General features: G+C 31.8%; 11 protein-coding genes and 5 pseudogenes. 8 read left to right on the top strand and 8 right to left on the bottom strand.

The genetic code is table 11. The features are described 5' to 3' along the window. Positions 1–76: 76 nt before the first annotated feature. The 4 genes and pseudogenes from V7S50_RS28860 to V7S50_RS28845 all read right to left on the bottom strand — a co-directional run bounded on the left by V7S50_RS28860 (position 77) and on the right by V7S50_RS28845 (position 2442). Positions 77–838, bottom strand: coding sequence for a restriction endonuclease (locus tag V7S50_RS28860; protein ID WP_336376571.1), 762 nt, complete (start codon positions 836–838; stop codon positions 77–79). Positions 839–964: 126 nt separating this feature from the next. Continuing rightward, positions 965–1333, bottom strand: a pseudogene (locus V7S50_RS28855) (hypothetical protein). A 32-nt stretch (positions 1334–1365) separates the two neighbouring features. Continuing rightward, positions 1366–1695 carry a YolD-like family protein gene (locus tag V7S50_RS28850; RefSeq protein ID WP_336376572.1) on the bottom strand — a complete coding sequence of 110 codons (330 nt, stop codon included), beginning with the start codon at positions 1693–1695 and terminating at the stop codon, positions 1366–1368. Between the two features lie 15 nt (positions 1696–1710). Then, on the bottom strand, positions 1711–2442 hold the full coding sequence (locus tag V7S50_RS28845) for a DinB/UmuC family translesion DNA polymerase (protein WP_442896547.1): 732 nt from the start codon (positions 2440–2442) through the stop codon (positions 1711–1713). A 570-nt stretch (positions 2443–3012) separates the two neighbouring features. Here V7S50_RS28845 and hblA point away from each other — a divergent pair. Further along, the gene (hblA, locus tag V7S50_RS28840; RefSeq protein WP_336376573.1) at positions 3013–4140 is read left to right on the top strand and encodes a hemolysin BL binding component B; all 1128 of its coding nucleotides are present in this window, start codon (positions 3013–3015) and stop codon (positions 4138–4140) included. A 201-nt stretch (positions 4141–4341) separates the two neighbouring features. Here the strand turns inward: hblA and V7S50_RS28835 are convergent. The 4 genes and pseudogenes from V7S50_RS28835 to V7S50_RS28825 all read right to left on the bottom strand — a co-directional run. Further along, positions 4342–4665, bottom strand: a pseudogene (locus V7S50_RS28835) (IS4 family transposase); the annotation flags it as partial. 192 nt (positions 4666–4857) lie between these two features. Further along, positions 4858–4980 (bottom strand): annotated as a pseudogene (locus V7S50_RS34190) (cysteine peptidase family C39 domain-containing protein); the annotation flags it as partial. Positions 4981–5032: 52 nt separating this feature from the next. Continuing rightward, a complete protein-coding gene (locus V7S50_RS28830) occupies positions 5033–5602 on the bottom strand; it encodes a DUF3267 domain-containing protein (RefSeq protein WP_336376574.1) in 570 nt (189 codons plus the stop codon). A 728-nt stretch (positions 5603–6330) separates the two neighbouring features. Beyond that, positions 6331–6858, bottom strand: coding sequence for a hypothetical protein (locus V7S50_RS28825; protein WP_336376575.1), 528 nt, complete (start codon positions 6856–6858; stop codon positions 6331–6333). A gap of 292 nt (positions 6859–7150) precedes the next feature. On the opposite strand from V7S50_RS28825, the gene V7S50_RS28820 reads away from it, so the two are divergent. The 7 genes and pseudogenes from V7S50_RS28820 to V7S50_RS28790 all read left to right on the top strand — a co-directional run bounded on the left by V7S50_RS28820 (position 7151) and on the right by V7S50_RS28790 (position 18554). Next, positions 7151–8569, top strand: coding sequence for a S8 family peptidase (locus tag V7S50_RS28820; RefSeq protein WP_336376576.1), 1419 nt, complete (start codon positions 7151–7153; stop codon positions 8567–8569). A 278-nt stretch (positions 8570–8847) separates the two neighbouring features. Then, a pseudogene (locus tag V7S50_RS28815) lies at positions 8848–9036 on the top strand (helix-turn-helix transcriptional regulator); the annotation flags it as partial. A 460-nt stretch (positions 9037–9496) separates the two neighbouring features. Then, positions 9497–9703, top strand: coding sequence for a hypothetical protein (locus V7S50_RS28810; RefSeq protein ID WP_000581809.1), 207 nt, complete (start codon positions 9497–9499; stop codon positions 9701–9703). Between the two features lie 816 nt (positions 9704–10519). Further along, positions 10520–12124: a sensor histidine kinase gene (locus V7S50_RS28805; RefSeq protein ID WP_336376577.1), complete on the top strand. Its 1605-nt coding sequence runs from the start codon at positions 10520–10522 to the stop codon at positions 12122–12124. Continuing rightward, the gene (locus tag V7S50_RS28800) at positions 12121–12828 is read left to right on the top strand and encodes a response regulator (RefSeq protein ID WP_336376578.1); all 708 of its coding nucleotides are present in this window, start codon (positions 12121–12123) and stop codon (positions 12826–12828) included. The genes V7S50_RS28805 and V7S50_RS28800 overlap by 4 nt, the downstream gene beginning before the upstream one ends. 359 nt (positions 12829–13187) lie before the next feature. Continuing rightward, positions 13188–15515, top strand: a pseudogene (locus V7S50_RS28795) (M60 family metallopeptidase). 402 nt (positions 15516–15917) lie between these two features. Then, complete coding sequence (locus V7S50_RS28790) at positions 15918–18554, top strand: collagenase ColA (protein ID WP_336376579.1); 2637 nt, start codon at positions 15918–15920, stop codon at positions 18552–18554. Positions 18555–18942: the final 388 nt, after the last annotated feature.

Genomic DNA, 18942 nt, shown 5'->3' with positions numbered 1-18942 from the left:
AAGATTGATAATTCCACAATCGGGCGCTTTCCTACAGCAAGGATAAGCGCCATTTTATTTATATTCTAGAGCCAGATTAACTATATTTTTGAACGTGGATTTTTGCATCAGTATTCTTGAAAAGCTCTTCAAATAACTGAATTCCCTCCAAACATTTTTGTTCAATATGTTCAAAAAAATCAGTGTAACTATTAAAAGAATAGTCATCAAAATGCTTCTGAGCTGTTTGGATAATGTTATCTAGTTGTTCTTTATCTGGCAATGACATACTTACGATTTCCTCAAAAGTAATCTTATACAAAGAAGTACTATAACCCATATAATCTTCACATAACTTTTGGTACTGTGATATTTCACTTTTTGTGAGATTGCCGAGATAAGCAGAAACATCTAAAGGATCAGTGTAAATATGCAATGGTTTTGCTATATGAAGTATATTTCTCATTCTGTTTTGTAACCAACGATTTTCAAATAATGATAAAAACTCATTCCAAGAAAGTAAAAGTATATTTGTGTTTTTAGTTGCCTCGTATGCTCCTGATTGAAACCCATTTCTTGCAATGATTAGACCTTGCTGTGAACCATAGTCGTTAACAATTGTTCTAAAGGAGTGAATAACCGTTTGAGGTATATTAGTGTTCCAATATTTACATTCGATTAGGTATTCTGATGAAGGTGTGCTATTGATATCCTTTGCAAACACATCGATATCAACAGTACCTCTTACCGTTAATATCTGTTTGCCACGCTCAGCATCAAATCCACATTCATTTAATATTTTCGTAACTATTAATTCTAAATCTTGCCAACTATAGGGTGGTTCGTGAACAATTTCCAATACAGAATCCTCCATAAACTATAATGTTAAATAGATTTTATTAAATTATAAGATATTAATATTATGTTTTCAAATAACTAATGAAATCTTACTCGGATATTCAATTCTAAAGGTGTGTTTAAATGCTTAATTATCTTCAACTTTCTTTAATATATCTATCTCACATTCCAGTTCTTTAGTTTCCATATTTAAAAAATCCATTGTCATTGCAAGAACTTTTCCATCTTTATTTCTCTTAGATCCCCATAAACGAACTACCCTATTAATTTCACTATCTTCATATATAATTTGAACTGTTCTTAATTCTTCTCCATCCACAAATTCACGATGTATCCAACACTCTTTAAATTCTAAATTCTCATCAGATTTATACATGTGATATTTCTACATTACTTCTTCTAATTCTGGGAACCCCAAGCCTTTTTTCTCCAAACAAATATACTCAAAATCCCAAAACTCTCTAAAATGATAGATAAGTTCTTTTTGACTTTTCATCATAATTCCCCCATCCCATAATTTTTTAAGCGTTATGTATATTGGATATCTGTAACATGATTAATTTTTATATACAGTACATTATCACATTGGTTCCTAAATCTTAATTCATTACAGGCCATATCGTAGTAATGAATATAACCCACTTCGGAATATACCTTGTTCTCTTTTTGGTATGAAATACTTACTTGCTTATTTTCAGCCATTGCACAACACACAATATCATTTATAAGATCTAGTTTTTGTTCATCTAAAATAGGCATCGGTACTTCGTTTTGTTTTTCATACATTTCATTTAATCCTTCAAATTGTTCTTTTATGGCTGAAAATGAAACCCATCGCATCATACCTCTATCAATCATAATCTGTATTCCTCCTTAGGCTTTATGTCCACCTATTTTTCCGTTTCTTTCCCTTTGTGTAGCACCTTTAACATAGCTAATACCTCTCATAATTGAATTTTTACCATGTTTATGCCGTATACTATCCATTGTTTTGGCTAATTTCCTTTTAGTATCTTTTTGGGAAGTATCTTCGAACAGTGACATTTGAAGTGCATCGTCCCTGGTCAAATTCTTTAGTGTAATGTGTATTTGGCGCACCGGATGACCAGAGTGAAACTTTTTTAATAAGCTTAAACAAGCAGCATAGACATCTTCCGTTAAACATGTCGGTTGATCTAAGGTGATCGCTCGTTTAAAACCTCCACCGATGTATTTGCTATAGCCTATAGAAAGCTCAACCGTACGACAGCATTTATCCATAGATCGTAAACGAAAACAAGTTTCTTCAATTTGTTCTAAAAGAAGTAATTTTAATTTATTTGGGCTGAAACAGTCCTCTAACAAGATTTGTCCTTTTGTAATAGAGGTACTTTTTGGAATGTATTTATTTGCAATCCGGCTCTCATCAATACCATAAGAAAAGCGATATAACTCTTCACCTTTTACTTTTCCAAACCGCTTTATTAGAAGATGCTCCTTAGGCGTTTTTACAACTTCCTTTAAGGAAAATAGCCCCATGCTGTGCAAAGCCTCTTCCGTGGCCCCCAAAAAAAGTAATCGTTGCCGTGCCCTTGTTAGGAACATATGCATTTTATTGGTTTTCATTTTATCTTTGCACCAGAACCCTATATTTACATGTAATTTTGCATATCTAAATAAAAAGGATTTATATATAAATTTACTATTAAATTATATTAAAAACATTTTTTTGAAGAGATTCATATAGCCAAATGAAGGTTATTATATTTTCAGATTTCATTATCAGCGTATAACTATTTCACTTAGTGAAGTGATTAAAAGTATTTGATTTTTAAGATATAATATTTTTCTTAATATGACTATAAAATGTCTGAAATATCAAATATAAATGTTGGCATTTTATTGTTTACTTATTAAAAATATAGTGTTTAAATGAGGGGCGTAAGGTCCTTACATTCTATGGAAATAAATAATAATGCGAGTTTCTTGAGTTTAAAACTCTATCCCAAAGAATTCTCCTCTCTCAAATGCGCAAGGAGAGAGGCAAGTTCAAGATATATGAATAAAGTTGTAAAAAAATTATAGTGAAGAGGTGTTTGGAATGATATTCATAAAGATGCAGAATTCATTTCGAAAGACATCGCTTTTAAACAAGAATAGAACTGAAAATTAAGACCTATATAGGAGGAATATAAAATGATGAAAAAAATCCCGTACAAACTAATCGTTGCATCGACTCTTTTAACTATGACAACAACTTCAGTAGTCTCACCAGTAGCAGCTTTTGCAAGTGAAATTGAACAAACCAACAATGGAGATACGTCACTTTCAGCAGATGAAGGGAAGATGAAAGAAACACTGAAAAAGGCTGGATTATTTGCAAAATCCATGAATGCCTATTCTTATATGTTAATTAAAAATCCAGATGTGAATTTTGAAGGAATTAATATTAATGGATATGTGGATTTACCTGGTAGAATTATACAAGATCAAAAAAATGCAAGAGCACATGCCATTACATGGGATACTCAAGTAAAAAAACAGCTTTTAGATACATTAACAGGCATTATTGAATACGATACAACATTTAAAAATTATTATGAAACAATAGTAGATGCGATTAATACAGGGGATGAAGAGACTTTAAAAGAAGGGATTACAGATTTACGAGCTGAAATTCAACAAAACCAAAAGTCTGCACAACAATTAATACAAGAATTAACTAATTTAAGAGAAGCTATTGGACGAGATATTAGAGCATTTGGAAGCAATAAAGATCTCCTGCAGACGATTTTAAAAAACCAAGGTGCAGATGTTGAGGCTGATCAAAAGCGTCTAGATGAAGTTTTAGGATCAGTAAACTATTATAAACAACTAGAATCTGATGGGTTTAATGTAATGAAGGGTGCCATTTTGGGCCTACCGATAATCGGCGGTATCATAGTGGGTGTAGCAAGAGATAATTTAGGTAAGTTAGAGCCTTTATTAGCAGAATTACGTCAGACTGTAGATTATAAAGTAACATTAAATCGTGTAGTTGGAGTTGCTTACAATAATATTAATGAAATGCATAATGCACTTGATGATGCTATTAACGCTCTTACTTATATGTCCACGCAGTGGCATGACTTAGATTCTCAATATTCGGGAGTACTTGGACACATTAAGACCGCATCTCAAAAAGCTGATCAAAATAGATTTAAATTCTTAAAGAATAACTTGGATGCGGCTAAAGACAGTTGGAAAACATTAAGGACAGATGCTGACACATTAAAAGAAGGGATAAAAGAATTAAAAGTGGAATCTGTTTCGCCACAAAAATAAGAGAATAAGGGCATAGCCATCAAACTAAAGTTATAGAGGTACGACCGAGATACGTGTATATCTCGGCTGTACATGCCCATCAAGCTAAGGTTGAATTTTCCACGAACTTCCGTTCTTGTTGTCTACATGCTTGATATTTTATTTACTTGTTTTTAAAAATACGCATACCAAATAAACCTGGATAAGGTATATTTTTAAAGATTATGCAGGTTTCTGCTTTAAATTGGATACAGTAAACTGATAAACGACACCTAAAATATCAAAGACTGTCTTTTTCTCATATCGATGGGATTTCCGTCCATTTTTCTGTAAGATGTCAAACAGACGAAGGGAAATTTTTGATACATCTTGGGTGTCTTTTTGTATAGCTTCATATACTAAGTACAGATGATCTTGAATCATGTAAATAGCTTTATATTCACTTAATTCTTTTTGCTTTTTATGTAGTAATAGTTGTCTCATTTTGAACATAGTTGAAGAACAAAGAAATGAGCTAAAAATACATAAATAAATGTAGAGATATAAAATTTTCGTTAGTATGCAATAATGCATGTTCATTCAGCGAAAAAAACTGGTAAAATCTAAGCATCTGTTCTATTTTTTCAGTTATCTTGGAAACCTTACTTCTTATTTACCCAAATGGGAGGCGCTTTATCGCGTCTTTTTTTTATTTTCAAAAGGATCAGCTCAATTTCTTCTTAGAGCCGTATTTTAATTTAAATGTGATACGATAGTTGTATATAGACAACTATGGAAGTAATGTCTAGAAATCATAGCAAGACATGCTGGACCACAATCTTTTAAATCATGCTGTTGTATCCAATTAAATTTTTTTAACACACTTTTCCAACCTTCTTTCTAAAACATTAAAAAATAACATTTAATAGTAATATCAATTAATATTTTCTTTATAAAAAACTTCACAACCTATTTTTTCCGAATGATCCTTTACTATAGAATTAGCATCATAAGAATAAATTAAATAAAAAATTAAAACATCCCCTAATCCTCCTAAAATCATAAAAGTACCTAAAATAGTTATAAAACCATTACCAATTAATAAACCTATAAAAGTAGGTAAAATACCCAAAATAACAATAGGCATCAAAATTGAAATACGATAAGCATTTATTCCTATTGCCTTTTTACAATGAGCATAAGGAGTTAAAGATTTCCATACTATACCGAATTTGATATCAGACCAATTTACTTTACCAAAAAAATTAAATCCAATTGCATGTAACAATTCATGTATAATGATAGAAACAAAACTTGTTAAACAAACTAATACAAATTGCATAGAATTTTCCCATGTACTTACTCCCCAAATAAATCTATACAAAAAAAACACAAACAAAGTAATTATAATTGAAAAGAAAATCATTATTTTATTAGCTTTTTCTACAGTAATAGTTGCATCATCTTTAGAAAGATTATTTAAATTAATAGGTTCCCAATTCATTTTAAATTCCTCTATTCTTTTTATATTTATTAAATATTCCTATTGCTTTTTTACAAATAGTATCTATGGGGTCACACGACCGAAAAAAGAAAATTGTACGTTAAGGAATATTTTTAAATAAAAAGGCAGTTCTTTTTTATTTAAAGAGTCGCCTTTTCAACTTTTTAAATCTCCCTAAATTTCCATATAAAGCGACTTGACTTACACCTATTATAGAATACTTTGCCTTGATATCCTTTTCAGAAGATGGGCATAGGTGCGTTAACCCCTCATTATAATTACTTACTTACCATAAAAAAAGCTATTCGTTTCTATGAATATATAGAAAGAATAGCTTTTTGTTAGATTGATTGTGAATTATTAGTCCTTATTACTTTGACCGTCTTTTACATAAGATAAAGACTATACAAATAATGAAACAAATCAAATTATGTATAGAAATTATCCAAAAGTCACGTGTAAAAAATGTAACGGTTATAGTTAAAGAAAGATTGGTTAAAGCAATCAAAAGATAAAAGGTTATATCAAGTTTGCTCCATTTCTTCCGATTAACAAAAATATAAATCAAACCAATTATAGGGACAATAAAACAAACTAAAAATCTAAATATGTAACTTGAATATTTTGTTTTTGAAGTTTGAGTTTTCATTTTTACTCCTTTGCAGTTGATGATGTAACTACAAAAATTATATGAAATTTCTACCCAATTAACCAGTAAAATCTATTGATTACAGTAATAGGGTGATTGATTTAGTGATCCACCATGCAGCTGTTGGATTACCAACAACATCTAATACACCAGCATAAATCGCATCTTCTAAAGCGCCAGTATAATGTTCTACTCTGTTTGCGATAGTAATTAAGGCACTTTGTCTTCCTAGTCTATCTTTTACAGGACCTGGAAGCTCATTCCATAATTTTTTAATAGCTTTAGCAGCCCAACTTAATTTTCCACGAGTTTCAAAACCACTATCATCTTTATTAGCTGCGGCATCTAAAAACACTTGTTTTTCTTCAGGTGTTAAATTGAAATATTCGGAAATTCCTTCAATATCTTTAAGGTCCGAAGGACTAATAGATTGAACTAAAAGGTTATTTTCCATTGTTGTTTTTAGATTGAAATTAACTGTCTGTACTGGTGCTGTGTGCTTTGGTACATTGTTACCTACTTCTTCAGCGGCAGCTTTTGTACTAATGAATCCAGTAGATAATAAAGAAACTGTTAGTGCACTAGCAATGATTTTTTTGCCTTTCATAATAAAATTCCTCCCTAATTTAAATCTAAAATTAAATATTAAGTTATCCGGTTATTGTTAAACTTAACTATTTGAATGTAACATGCACTACTTGGAAGAAGCAATCTTTTTTTACAAAAAAGGAAAAAAAGATTAATATTTCCATTTTTTATCAGGTTAAATTTTAATCACGTGAAATAACTTGTTTCTCGATGAAATGATCATTTTTCTTTATATTGACAACCTTGGAGGCAAATGATATTTTTTTCGTTGTAACTTTATATTTAAATATAGGATTTCAGGAGGGGAATTTATGTGGGATTTAAAACGAATGAAAAATTTTAATAGGGTAAAAACAATAGTTCTGTTTATGGTCTTGTTGATTTTTTTACTACCTTATGATTTCGTTAGTGCTGCTGAAGAAGATAATTATTACACTATTCTACTGAAAGAAACGGATAACTATAATGATGTAGTCCGATTGGCAGAGAAAAATCATATAGAAGTTGTCTATTCTATTGAGGAGTTAGGGCTATTACAGGTGAAGGGGAATGAAGAAAAAGTCAAAGTGTTGGGTGAAAACTCATTAATTGATACATACAATCCATCTTTACGGACATTAGGCTCGAAAATGAATATGGAAAAAGAGATGGAAATGAATCTGCAAGGTTCTTTATGGGATAAGCAGTGGGATATGCATGGGATTACAAACAACGGAGAAAGTTATAAGATATATTCTGGTTCTAAAAATGTAACAGTTGGTATTATAGATTCAGGATTAGATATGGAGCATCCGGATTTAAAAAATAATATTGTAGAAGGTTCTAAAAATTTAGTTCCGAAAAATGGATTTCGCGGGAAAGAGCGTGATGAATCAGGGGATTCCAACGAATTAACTGATAAATTAGGACATGGAACTCATGTTGCAGGGCAAATTGCTGCTAATGGAAAATTAAAGGGAGTCGCACCAAATGTAGGGATAAAATCATATAGGGTATTTGGGGAAAGAACAGCTGAATCTTTGTGGATTGTTAAAGGGATTATTGAAGCTGCTAAGGATGATGTAGATGTTATTAATGTGAGTTTAGGAGACTATTTAATTGATGGTGTAGCTTATCTTGAACAACAAGGTTCAAAAACGAATATTGCTGAAATTAAAGCATTTAAAGATGCGATTCAGTATGCGGAAGAACAGGGAAGCATTGTTGTTGCAGCTGCTGGGAATAATTCGCTTGATGTAAATGATAAAGATGTAATGTATAAATTTTTGCAAAAAAAACTACGGAATGATGGCATAAAATTAGATGGAGAACTCTTAGATGTTCCGGCATCCTTACCAGGTGTGGTGACGGTTTCCTCTATAGGACCATCGAAGGAACTTTCTCTGTTTTCTAACTTTGGAGATGGATTTATAGATATTGCAGCTCCAGGAGGAGATAATAGATTATTTAAACAGTTCGATTTTAATATTTGGGACGAGCAAAAAATGTATGAGAAAGAAAAAGTAATTAGCACTGGTCCAGATCAAGATTATTTTTATGATGCAGGAAACTCTACAGCAGCTCCGAAAGTATCGGGTGCGTTAGCGTTAATAGTGGGGCAGCGAAATTTAAAGGATAAACCTAATCAAGCGGTGGAATATTTGTATAAATGGGGAGTGGATCCTGTTGAAAACAGGAGGAGTTTATTTGGGAATGGAATTCTTAATGTGTATAAAGTGGTGAATTCATAAGATTCATGAATGAGTAGTGGGAATTTTTGTAAGTGATTTTATCCATTTTTTTATATTTGTATGTATTTATTTGCGATAAATACCAGTTCAGAGGTTGACTATAAAATCGTAAAATTACTTGTGTTTAAGGAAAGATTGATAAATCAAGTAATCGTAAAGCAGCAGAATAAAGCAGAAATAAAAACACAGGGAAAATCATTTTCTCTGTGTTTTTATTTCTTAATGATATGTAAAAATATTCCTTAATGTACAATTTTCTTTTTTTGATATGGTGCCCCCTATTTAGAAAAGAGGTTGGCATGTCTTTAAGTAGATATATACAAAGTGAAAAAATTAGAGAAGCTAAGAAACTTTTAGTTTTAACAGACTATTCTCTATCTGATATAAGTAATTTACTTAATTTTAGCACACAAAGTTACTTTACTAAATTTTTTAAACATTACACAAATATTTTCCTCCTACAATATAGTAAAAAAAGGAGCAACTTTCTTTGTTTAGCGTACAAAATTCGTGTTTTTTTGGCGGTACCCCTATATCTATTTCTGTATCTGATGAATTACTATATATCAATAAACTTCGGTATTGATATAAAATCTGATATGTTATTCGAGGTTTTAAATAGTTTAAATAAATTTATGAGGGAACTGAGATGGAACAATGATTTTTTTTAAAGTTATTGCATATATTTTATTAATTGACACACCCACCCCTAAAGAGGCCAGCTGACTAACGTCAGTAGGATTCTTGCTACCAAAGGCGAAGTCCATTTCTGGTATCGCTGACATGCAAGATTGTGGTGTGCTATCACCTAACTAAGAAAAATCTGATATGTATCAAAGTGTGTATCTATCTTCAAAAATTATAATTGTAATCAACAAATAAGAATGATCTGTGAGAAAACTTAGGGAAAAAAGGAGTGGAGAAATCTTGATACATCAATATGAATTGAATTTTTCAGTGATGTATAGTGGTAAAGTATCAAGCTCACAATCTACGGTGATTCCAGCAAGTTCTTTAGAAGAAGCAAATGAAAAATTACTATCAGAAGTAAAGCGGCGATTAGGGGATTGTAGTATAGAAATTAATTCAAAAAGTTTATATGTTTCAGAAGATAGCCGATATACCATTGAATAAGATAATAAAAAAGTTCCCTAGAGAGGGAGCTTTTTTATAGCAACCTGACAAAATGGATATATATTAATTAATTTTTTTATGCTTATAATATCTATTTGAGTATTTCACCGGATTTACCGACATAATAAGAATTATGTCCGTCCCAAATAGATAGCAATCTGTTTTCTTCATCTTTTGTAGCTGAGCGAACAAAGTAATATTTAAGAAGTACCCCAAATTAAAATTTTTACATGTAATTTTAAAAAAATATATAGATTTATTTATGAGTTATTTGTATAGTTTAATTGTCTGTTCTTTCTTTTAATTCATTTGTGTATATCATTTCTTGAGTGCTCCAGCAATGGAGCCTTTTTTATGTATTAATCTATTTTCTGTCCCTACCTATATGAGCTTTCCCTGTTTTAATTAAGGGTTCCATCCTATGTTTATCAATTTAGTATTTTGAGGTATTCATAAAATCAAAAAACTTTATAACTATACAGTTATTTATAAGGATTCAGCTCTTTATGGAAGATTGTATTTCTTAGCTAGATGGCAATACGATAGATTAACTTTTATGAGTAATTTAGAAGTATTTTGTGAGAAGTATAAGTTTACTAAAGTAATCATCTTGTAATCCTTGCTACAAAAATAATGATAATGTTTAATTTTTCTTATTTTATTTTTTTCATAGGATAAATTTTGTAGCTAATCAAAAATTAGAAGAAACGACAGAAAAACTTTAAAAAATAACGAGTAAATTTAAAGTATAATAACAGCTTACTTATTTTATATTTAACAAAGATCGCGTAGAAGAATTGAGGAGCCAATGAAGAGATGAAAAAAAGGAAAAGACTATTGGATTTATGGAAAACAATCACATTATTAGTGTGTACAGTTGTAATGTTTTCTTTACTTGTGACAGATATATTAATTAGTCATAATGTAGAACGGGTAACAGAGGATAGCCAAGCAGAGAAAGCAAAAATAATTGCACGTATTGTGGCGAAAGATTCAGTTGTAATCGATGGTTTAACAGGCAAAGCAGATACTTCCGCAATCCAAACGTATACAAATAGGATATTAAAAAATACAGATGTTCAATTTATTGTCGTTATGGACATGGGCGGAATAAGAAAGTCTCACCCAGATCCAAAGAAAATAGGTAATCATTTTATTGGAGGAGATGAGGGACCTGCATTGAAGGGACAGGAACATGTTTCACTTGCAGAAGGAACTTTAGGGGTTTCTATGCGAGTATTCGTACCTATTTTTGCTGAAACAGGTCAGCAACTTGGTGCGGTCGCTGTTGGCATTTCAGCTGATAATGTGAAAGAGAGTGTGAAAAAAAGTAGACATATTATTTATATCGGTGTTGGAGTAGGAATATTAGTTGGTATTATAGGGGCGATATTGCTAGCTAGACATATAAAGAAAAGTTTATTTGGTCTTGAGCCACATAGGATAGCGAAAATTCTTGAAGAAAGAAATGCGATGTTACTTTCGGTGAAAGAGGGTATTATTGCTGTAGATAAAGATGCCAATGTAACTTTAATAAATAATGAAGCAAAACGAATATTAAAGAAAGGTGGACTTACAGGAGATATTATCGGTAAAAATCTTGAAGTGTATACGCCGAATTCACGTATAAAAGAAGTGTTGCAAACAGGAGATGTACAATTAAACGAGGAACAAACTGTTTATGGGATTACAATTGTTACGAATCGTGTTCCTTTATACGTAAAGGGAGAAATAGTTGGCGCAATTGCAACATTTCGTGATAAAACAGAGATTAGACAATTAGCGGAAGAACTAACTGGCATTAAGCTATATGCGGAAGCATTACGGGCTCAATCTCATGAATTTATGAATAAAATGCATGTCGTTTTAGGGCTAACACATATGAAACAGTATGAAGAATTGCAGAAATATGTAAGTCGTATGGTATCAGAACATCAATATGAAATTGGTGGGGTTATGAAAAGAATTAAAAGTCCAGTATTTGCTGGTTTTTTACTGGGTAAACTTAGCTATGCTAGGGAGAAAAATATAAAGTTAATTATAAGTGAAGAATCGGACTTACCAGATATATATGATGATTGTATCATCCATGAACTTATTACGATTGTTGGAAATTTAATTAATAATGCATTTGACGCAGTAATGAATTGTGAGAAAAAACAAGTTGAAGTTGGAATAGAACATGGAGATGCCTTAATGATAACAGTACAAGATACAGGCAGTGGGATACCAGAAGATATGCTGGATAAATTGTTTACAAAAGGTTATTCCACAAAGGGAGATAATCGCGGTTATGGCTTATATCTTGTAAAAGAAAGTACACAGCGAATAAATGGGGAGATTTATATCCATTCATCGTTAGGAGAGGGAACAAAGATAACAATTGAAATACCTAATAGTAGGGATGAGGGGCAAATATGATTAAAGTTTTAATTGTAGAAGATGATCCGATGGTAGCAATGTTAAATACACATTATTTAGAACAAGTAGGAGGGTTTGAACTTGTTCAAGCAGTTAACTCAGTTAAAGATGGGATAGAAGTATTAGAGAAATCGCGAGTAGATTTGGTATTACTTGATATTTTTATGCCTGAAGAGACTGGATTTGAGCTTTTAATGTATATTCGGAATCAAGAGAAAGAAATTGATATTATAATGATTTCAGCTGTACATGATATGGGAAGTATTAAAAAAGCATTACATTATGGCGTAGTAGATTATTTAATTAAACCCTTTACATTTGAAAGATTTAAAGAGGCATTAACTATATATCGAGAAAAACTTACTTTCATGACAGAACAACAAAAAATTAGTCAATCGGAATTAGATTCTTTAATTTTACAAAAGGAAAAAAGAGAGCCTATTGTCACTAAAGAGCTTCCAAAAGGGTTAACGAAACAAACGTTACAATTAATTTGGGAGAAAATTGAGTCACTGAATGGACGGACGTTTACAACAGATGAAATGGCGCAATTAGTAGGGGTTTCAAGAGTTTCTATTCGAAAGTATGTCATGTTTTTGACTGAAATCGGAATATTAGAGAATAAAATGGTGTATCAGCATGTGGGAAGACCGGTGAGTCAATTGAGATGTATTGACCAAAATAAAATAAGTTTTTACGTATAAGCGACTTATGATAAGTCGCTTATATTTTTTAAATTTTTTGTTAAGAGATGTGAGACTACTCATTTAGTAGGATAAGAAAATTGTCGAAAAAAAGATATAATTGTCAAATTATATTGCAGTAAGACTTGTTCGATGTTAAATTCTTATTAATAAGAAAAAAGGAAATGAGTTTGTTTCATTCTCATACCTTATCTTTTGTAATTATTTAGTATAAACAGGGTTGAAAATTTCTTTCTTCTGGTATGTTTTATATTTATTAAACTATAAAAAGATTTCTGAGTTAACATTTCTGAAATTTCAGAAATGTTAACTCGCCAGGAGATTGAAATTAATTACATTCATTCAACAAAAGGAGTTTAATGGAACAAATTGAAAAAGAAAGGATTATTTATATGCAGAAAAGGAATCATTATATATTTCAAAAACCGATGAAAGTACTTGCGACATCTGCTATTTTGGCAACTACATTATTTACACCTATTATAACAAACAATTTAAATGTACACGCTGAAACAGTTAATCAGCAAACTACAAACCAGTATGAACTAAGGGAGTTTGACCTACCAGCTACAGGAAGCTATCAGGATGAAGCAACAAGAGAGAGAAGAAGTGAACAAAAAACCTATATACCAACTGGAATTTATATACAACCGAATGAAGAAGTGACAGTTGAAGTATCAGGAACGAATAAGATTAGAGCGATTATTGGAACACATGGCTATGATAAAGAATGGGGAAAAGAAATTAAACTTTCTCCTGGTACGAATAAGATTTCCTCTCCAAATGGTGGGTTATTAGGACTTGATAATAATCAAACTACAGGAACAGTTAAGGTGAAAGTCGTACAAGGCGGGAGCCATGTCCCGTTCTTTGAATTAGGAAAGCATACGAAAGCAGACTGGATTGCGATGATGGACAAGTATCCAAATGCACATGCTGTTCAATTAAAATCAAAGAAAGCAGTACTTACGGTTACTCAAGATAGTGCAAAGAGGCATATAGTAAATCAAGATCCTATCCCATTATTAGAAACATATGATGAAATGATTCGAGCGCAAGATAAAATATCTGGATTATCTGAAACAGATCCTAATCCTTTACATCGTTCGACTCAACGTATTTGGGCCTTTATAGAAAACCCTAACAGACCAACATGGGGCATGTATGCAAGTCTAGATGGAGGTGCATTTACTACTGCTGGTAACGCAATCGAAAGTGCTTTAAATGTAAATAAATTTGGATAGGGACAAATGCACGAAGCGGGACATGCAAGACAACAACAACCATGGACGTGGAATGATTTAAGAGGGATGGGTGAAGTAACTGTTAATCTATATTCTTTAGCTGCACAAAAGCGATTATTCCCGAATCAACCGACGCGCTTAGAAAAATCAGGTGATTACGATAAAGCTTTTGCATACTTAAAACAAACAGATAAAGACTATAAAAATATTAATGACTTGTTTGTGAAACTTGTTATGCTTTGGCAACTTCATCTCGCATATGGTGAAGATTTTTATCCGAATCTTCACAAACTATATCGAGAGTTACCAAAGGATCAACTTCCAAAAACGGATGAAGAAAAAATTCAAGCATTCATTTACAATACATCCAAAGTAGCGAAACAAAATGTACTCCCGTTTTTTGATCAATGGGGACTGAAAGCATCGCAAGAAACCCGACAAAAAATAGAAGATTTGAACTATCCGATATTAACCGCACCTATTTGGGAAGCCACAGATTCTAAACCTGTAATTGTAGAAGAAATTCCAGATATGGAACCGAATTTTACAGTACCTGTTGGAGCGACAGTTAATATAGGTAATTCATTCGACCCAATGTCAGGAGTGTCTGCTACTGATAAGGAAGACGGAGACCTTACTAATAAAATAACAGTTGACGGTAAAGTAGATACCTCTAAAGCAGGCACTTACGAGTTAACTTACACAGTTAAAGACTCTAAAAGTCATAAAGTAAACGCAAAACAAACGGTAACGGTTAAAGAGAGAGAAGAAATAAAAGATGAGCCGCCATTACTAAAAGTATCCTCAGAAACTACAATTTCGGAAGGGGATAAATTTGATCCAATGAGAGATGTAAGTGCTACTGATAAAGAAGATGGTGACCTTACATCAGAAATAAAATATGAAGGTGAAGTAGATACAAATACACCTGGCACTTACACGATTAAATACACAGTTAAAGATTCTGCAGGTCATTTGGCAACTCAAATACAAACTGTAACAGTTAAAGAAAAAGAAAAACCTATTGAGATTCAAGAGCCTGAGTTAACTGCACCTACTGAAGTGAATATGAATGTAGGAGACAAATTTGCACCAATGTCTGGGGTTAATGCTATTGAGAAAGAAGATGGTGATATTACTGATAAAGTAAGACATTTTGGTGAAATAGATATATTTAAAACTGGTACTTCCGAGGTAAAATTCCTTGGTCGTGACTCTGGTAGTAATGAGGTAATTACAATACAAAAAGTGGTAGTGAAAGATAAAGAAAATGGTATTAATAATATCTCTAACAACAGTAATTCTGATGAAAAAGAAGATACGTATAAAGAGCTTCCAAAAGCAGGTGCAACTACAAATAACAGTGCAGCAATAGGCATATTGTTGGTTCTTGCAGGTATGATAATTACTTTTGGCCACAGACTTAAAAAGTTCCTAAAATAGTTGTACCTCGGTGCATGGAATAAAAGTAAAACTGTAACTTATTTTAATATGTATCTTGGCTGTATCCTTAAAGTTGACTGAGTATAGAAGAAAAGAAGCTTTGTATAAAAAATTTTACATTGTAAATTTTTTTATACATTTTAAAATTATTTGTGTACATTTAAATTGACAACATAGATAAAGAACGGTTCTTTATCCACTAAAATAATATTGGCATAGTTTTTGCTTATATAAATTTAAAGAAGGAGGATTGAAAATAAGAATTATGAATGATTAATCGTAGTAAAAAGCTACTATTTTATTACTATTCTATTTGTATTTATAGGAAACGATTTACAAATACAAATAGAATAATCTACTAGAAAAAAACAGAATCTTCTGACTAAACGGAGGGATAACAGTATGGTTAAGTATTCGAAATTTTCTAAACTGATTGTTGGTGTTGGACTTGTAACAATATCATGCAGTGGTTTACATATTCAAGCAGAGACAAAAGAAAAAAATGTGAAGAGTGTATTACAAATGGAACCGATAGGAATACAAAAATCTGTTGATGAATTGGCACACTCTTCGGATGTACAAGAACATGCATCTTTTTCAAAGAGGTTAAAATTAGCTGATTTATCACAGCGTCCACTAGTACAAAAAAATAATATTAAACAGTTAGCTGAAGAAAAAAAATATTCGATGGCCGAATTAAATCAATTAAGTAACAAACAGTTAACTGATCTTCTTGTGACAATTAAATGGTATCAAATTCCGGAATTATTCCAGTTTAATAGTGATAGTCTTAAATTCTATCAAGATGATAGTCGCATGCAAGCAATAATTGATAAGCTAGCAGAACAAGGACAATCCTATACGAAAGATGATTCGAAAGGGATTGAGACATTAGTAGAAACCTTACGTGCAGCATTTTATTTAGGTTTTTACCATAATGAACTAAGCAAACTAAATGAGCGTAGCTATCATGATAAATGTTTACCTGCTTTAAAGACAATTGCAAAAAACCCGAACTTTAAACTTGGTACACCGGAACAAAACAAAGTTATTTCATCTTATGGAATGTTGATTGGGAACGCATCAACTGATGTTGAACTTATTCAATATGCAGGCGAAATTTTTAAACAATATAACGATAACCTTACAACTTTTATTGAAGACCGGACTAAAGGAGACGCTATTTATGAGTTGATGAAGGGAATTGACTTTGATATTCAGACATATATGTACACGACTGGAAAAGAGCCAAAGGATACGATGTGGTATCGAAACATCGATAGTTTTATTAATGAAATTAATCGGTTTGCGCTAATTGGTACTGTAACAGATAAAAATGGATGGTTAATAAATAACGGAATTTACTATGCTGGCCGTTTAGGCAAGCTTCATAGTACGCCAACTAAAGGACAACAAGTTGTTACAGACGCAATGCGAATCTATCCATATTTAGGAGAGCAATATTTTGTTGCGGCAGAGCAAATTACTACAAATTACGGAGGGGTAGATGCGAACGGAAAAACAATAAATTTAGATCAAATTCGAGAAGATGGTAAAAAGAAATATTTACCGAAAACGTATACGTTTGATGATGGAGCAATTGTCTTTAAAGCAGGTGATAAGGTTAGCGAAGAGAAAATTAAACGTCTTTACTGGGCTGCAAAAGAAGTACGTTCTCAATTTTATCGTACAGTTGGTAGTGATAAACCACTCGAAAGTGGACATGCGGATGATGTGCTAACGATGGTTATTTATAATAGTCCAAATGAATATCAATTTAATCGTCAACTGTATGGATATGAAACGAATAATGGTGGGATTTATATTGAAGGGAAAGGGACGTTCTTTACATATGAGCGTACACCAGAGCAAAGTATTTATAGTTTGGAAGAATTGTTCCGCCATGAATTTACGCACTACTTACAGGGAAGGTACGAAGTTCCGGGATTATGGGGACAAGGGGAAATGTATCAAAATGAACGTTTAACATGGTTTGAAGAAGGGAATGCAGAGTTCTTTGCAGGTGCAACGCGATTAGATAGTGTAGTACCACGAAAAAGTATAATTGGTGGACTATCTAATGATCCTACAAAACGTTATACAGCAGCACAAACATTAAATGCGAAATATGGAACGTGGGATTTTTATAACTATTCCTTTGCATTGCAATCATATATGTATAATAACCGTCCTGAAATGTTCGATAAAATGCATGATTTAATACGTACAAATGATGTTTCAAGTTACGATGCGTACCGTTCTACATTAAGCAACGATAATAAATTAAATGAAGAATATCAATCTTACATGCAAATGCTTATTAATAATCGTGATAAGTATACAATTCCTCAGGTATCAGATGATTACTTAATGCAGCACAATCCAAAATCGCTTTCAGATGTTACGTCGGAGATTTCTAATGAAGTAAAGTTAAAAGATGTGAAAGTAACAAAGAATAAATCACAATTCTTTAATACATTTACACTACAGGGTACCTATACTGGAAGTTCGGCAAAAGGGGAAATTGAGGATTGGAAAGCAATGAATGAAGCAACAAATGATATGTTAAAACGCCTTTCAGCAAAAGAGTGGACTGGATATAAAACATTGACTGCTTATTTTGTAAATTACCGTGTTAATAATGTTGGACAATTTGAATATGATGTTGTATTTAGCGGTGTGAATACGGAAGAAGATACGGCTGTAGAGAAAGAACCAAATAATTCATTTGAAACAGCGAACCCACTATCTTTGAACACGTTATTAAGAGGAAACTTAAACGATCAAGATCAAGTTGACAGATTTGTTATCGATGTAAAGGATCCAAAAGATTTACAAATTACCGTTACCAACGAACAAAATCTCGGACTAAACTGGGTGTTATATTCTGAATCAGACCTAAATAATTATGTAACTTACGCCACAAAACGAGATGGAAACAAATTGCTTGGAAATTATAATGCAAATCCAGGGAAATATTATTTAAGTGTATATAAATATAGTGGCGGAACAGGGGAATATACAGTAGAAGTAAAATAATTTTAAGTAATCGTTTAAAAGAAATAAATAATAGGTTTATAAAATGAAAAGAGCCCCTAGATAATAGGGGCTCTTTGAGAGAACTTCTCTAACTAACTAAATAAATTAATTAGTGGGATACTGATTGATTTTAACATATAGATATCTTATCTGGAGGTAACAAAAAGTTAACAAAGGTGATTTTAAAAGGTATATTGTGTGAGTTGAAGAAATCTTATGTTTTCCATTTTGATTTAAAGAAGAAAATATAAGATTTTTGATTCTGTTGCAAGGTTTTCTACATAAATTTAAACTCTAAAAAACAGGGTCTATAAAAATCAGACATGAGGTACTTCAAAGGAAAACAACATATGAAATAGATAAAACTATATTTTTGAATCTTTTTTAT

Source organism: Bacillus sp. CCNWLW194 (genome assembly GCF_037120585.1).
Classification (GTDB): Bacteria; Bacillota; Bacilli; order Bacillales; family Bacillaceae_G; genus Bacillus_A; species Bacillus_A basilensis.
Note: the sequence above shows the minus strand (reverse complement) of the source record. Positions and strands in the feature narration are given on the sequence as shown.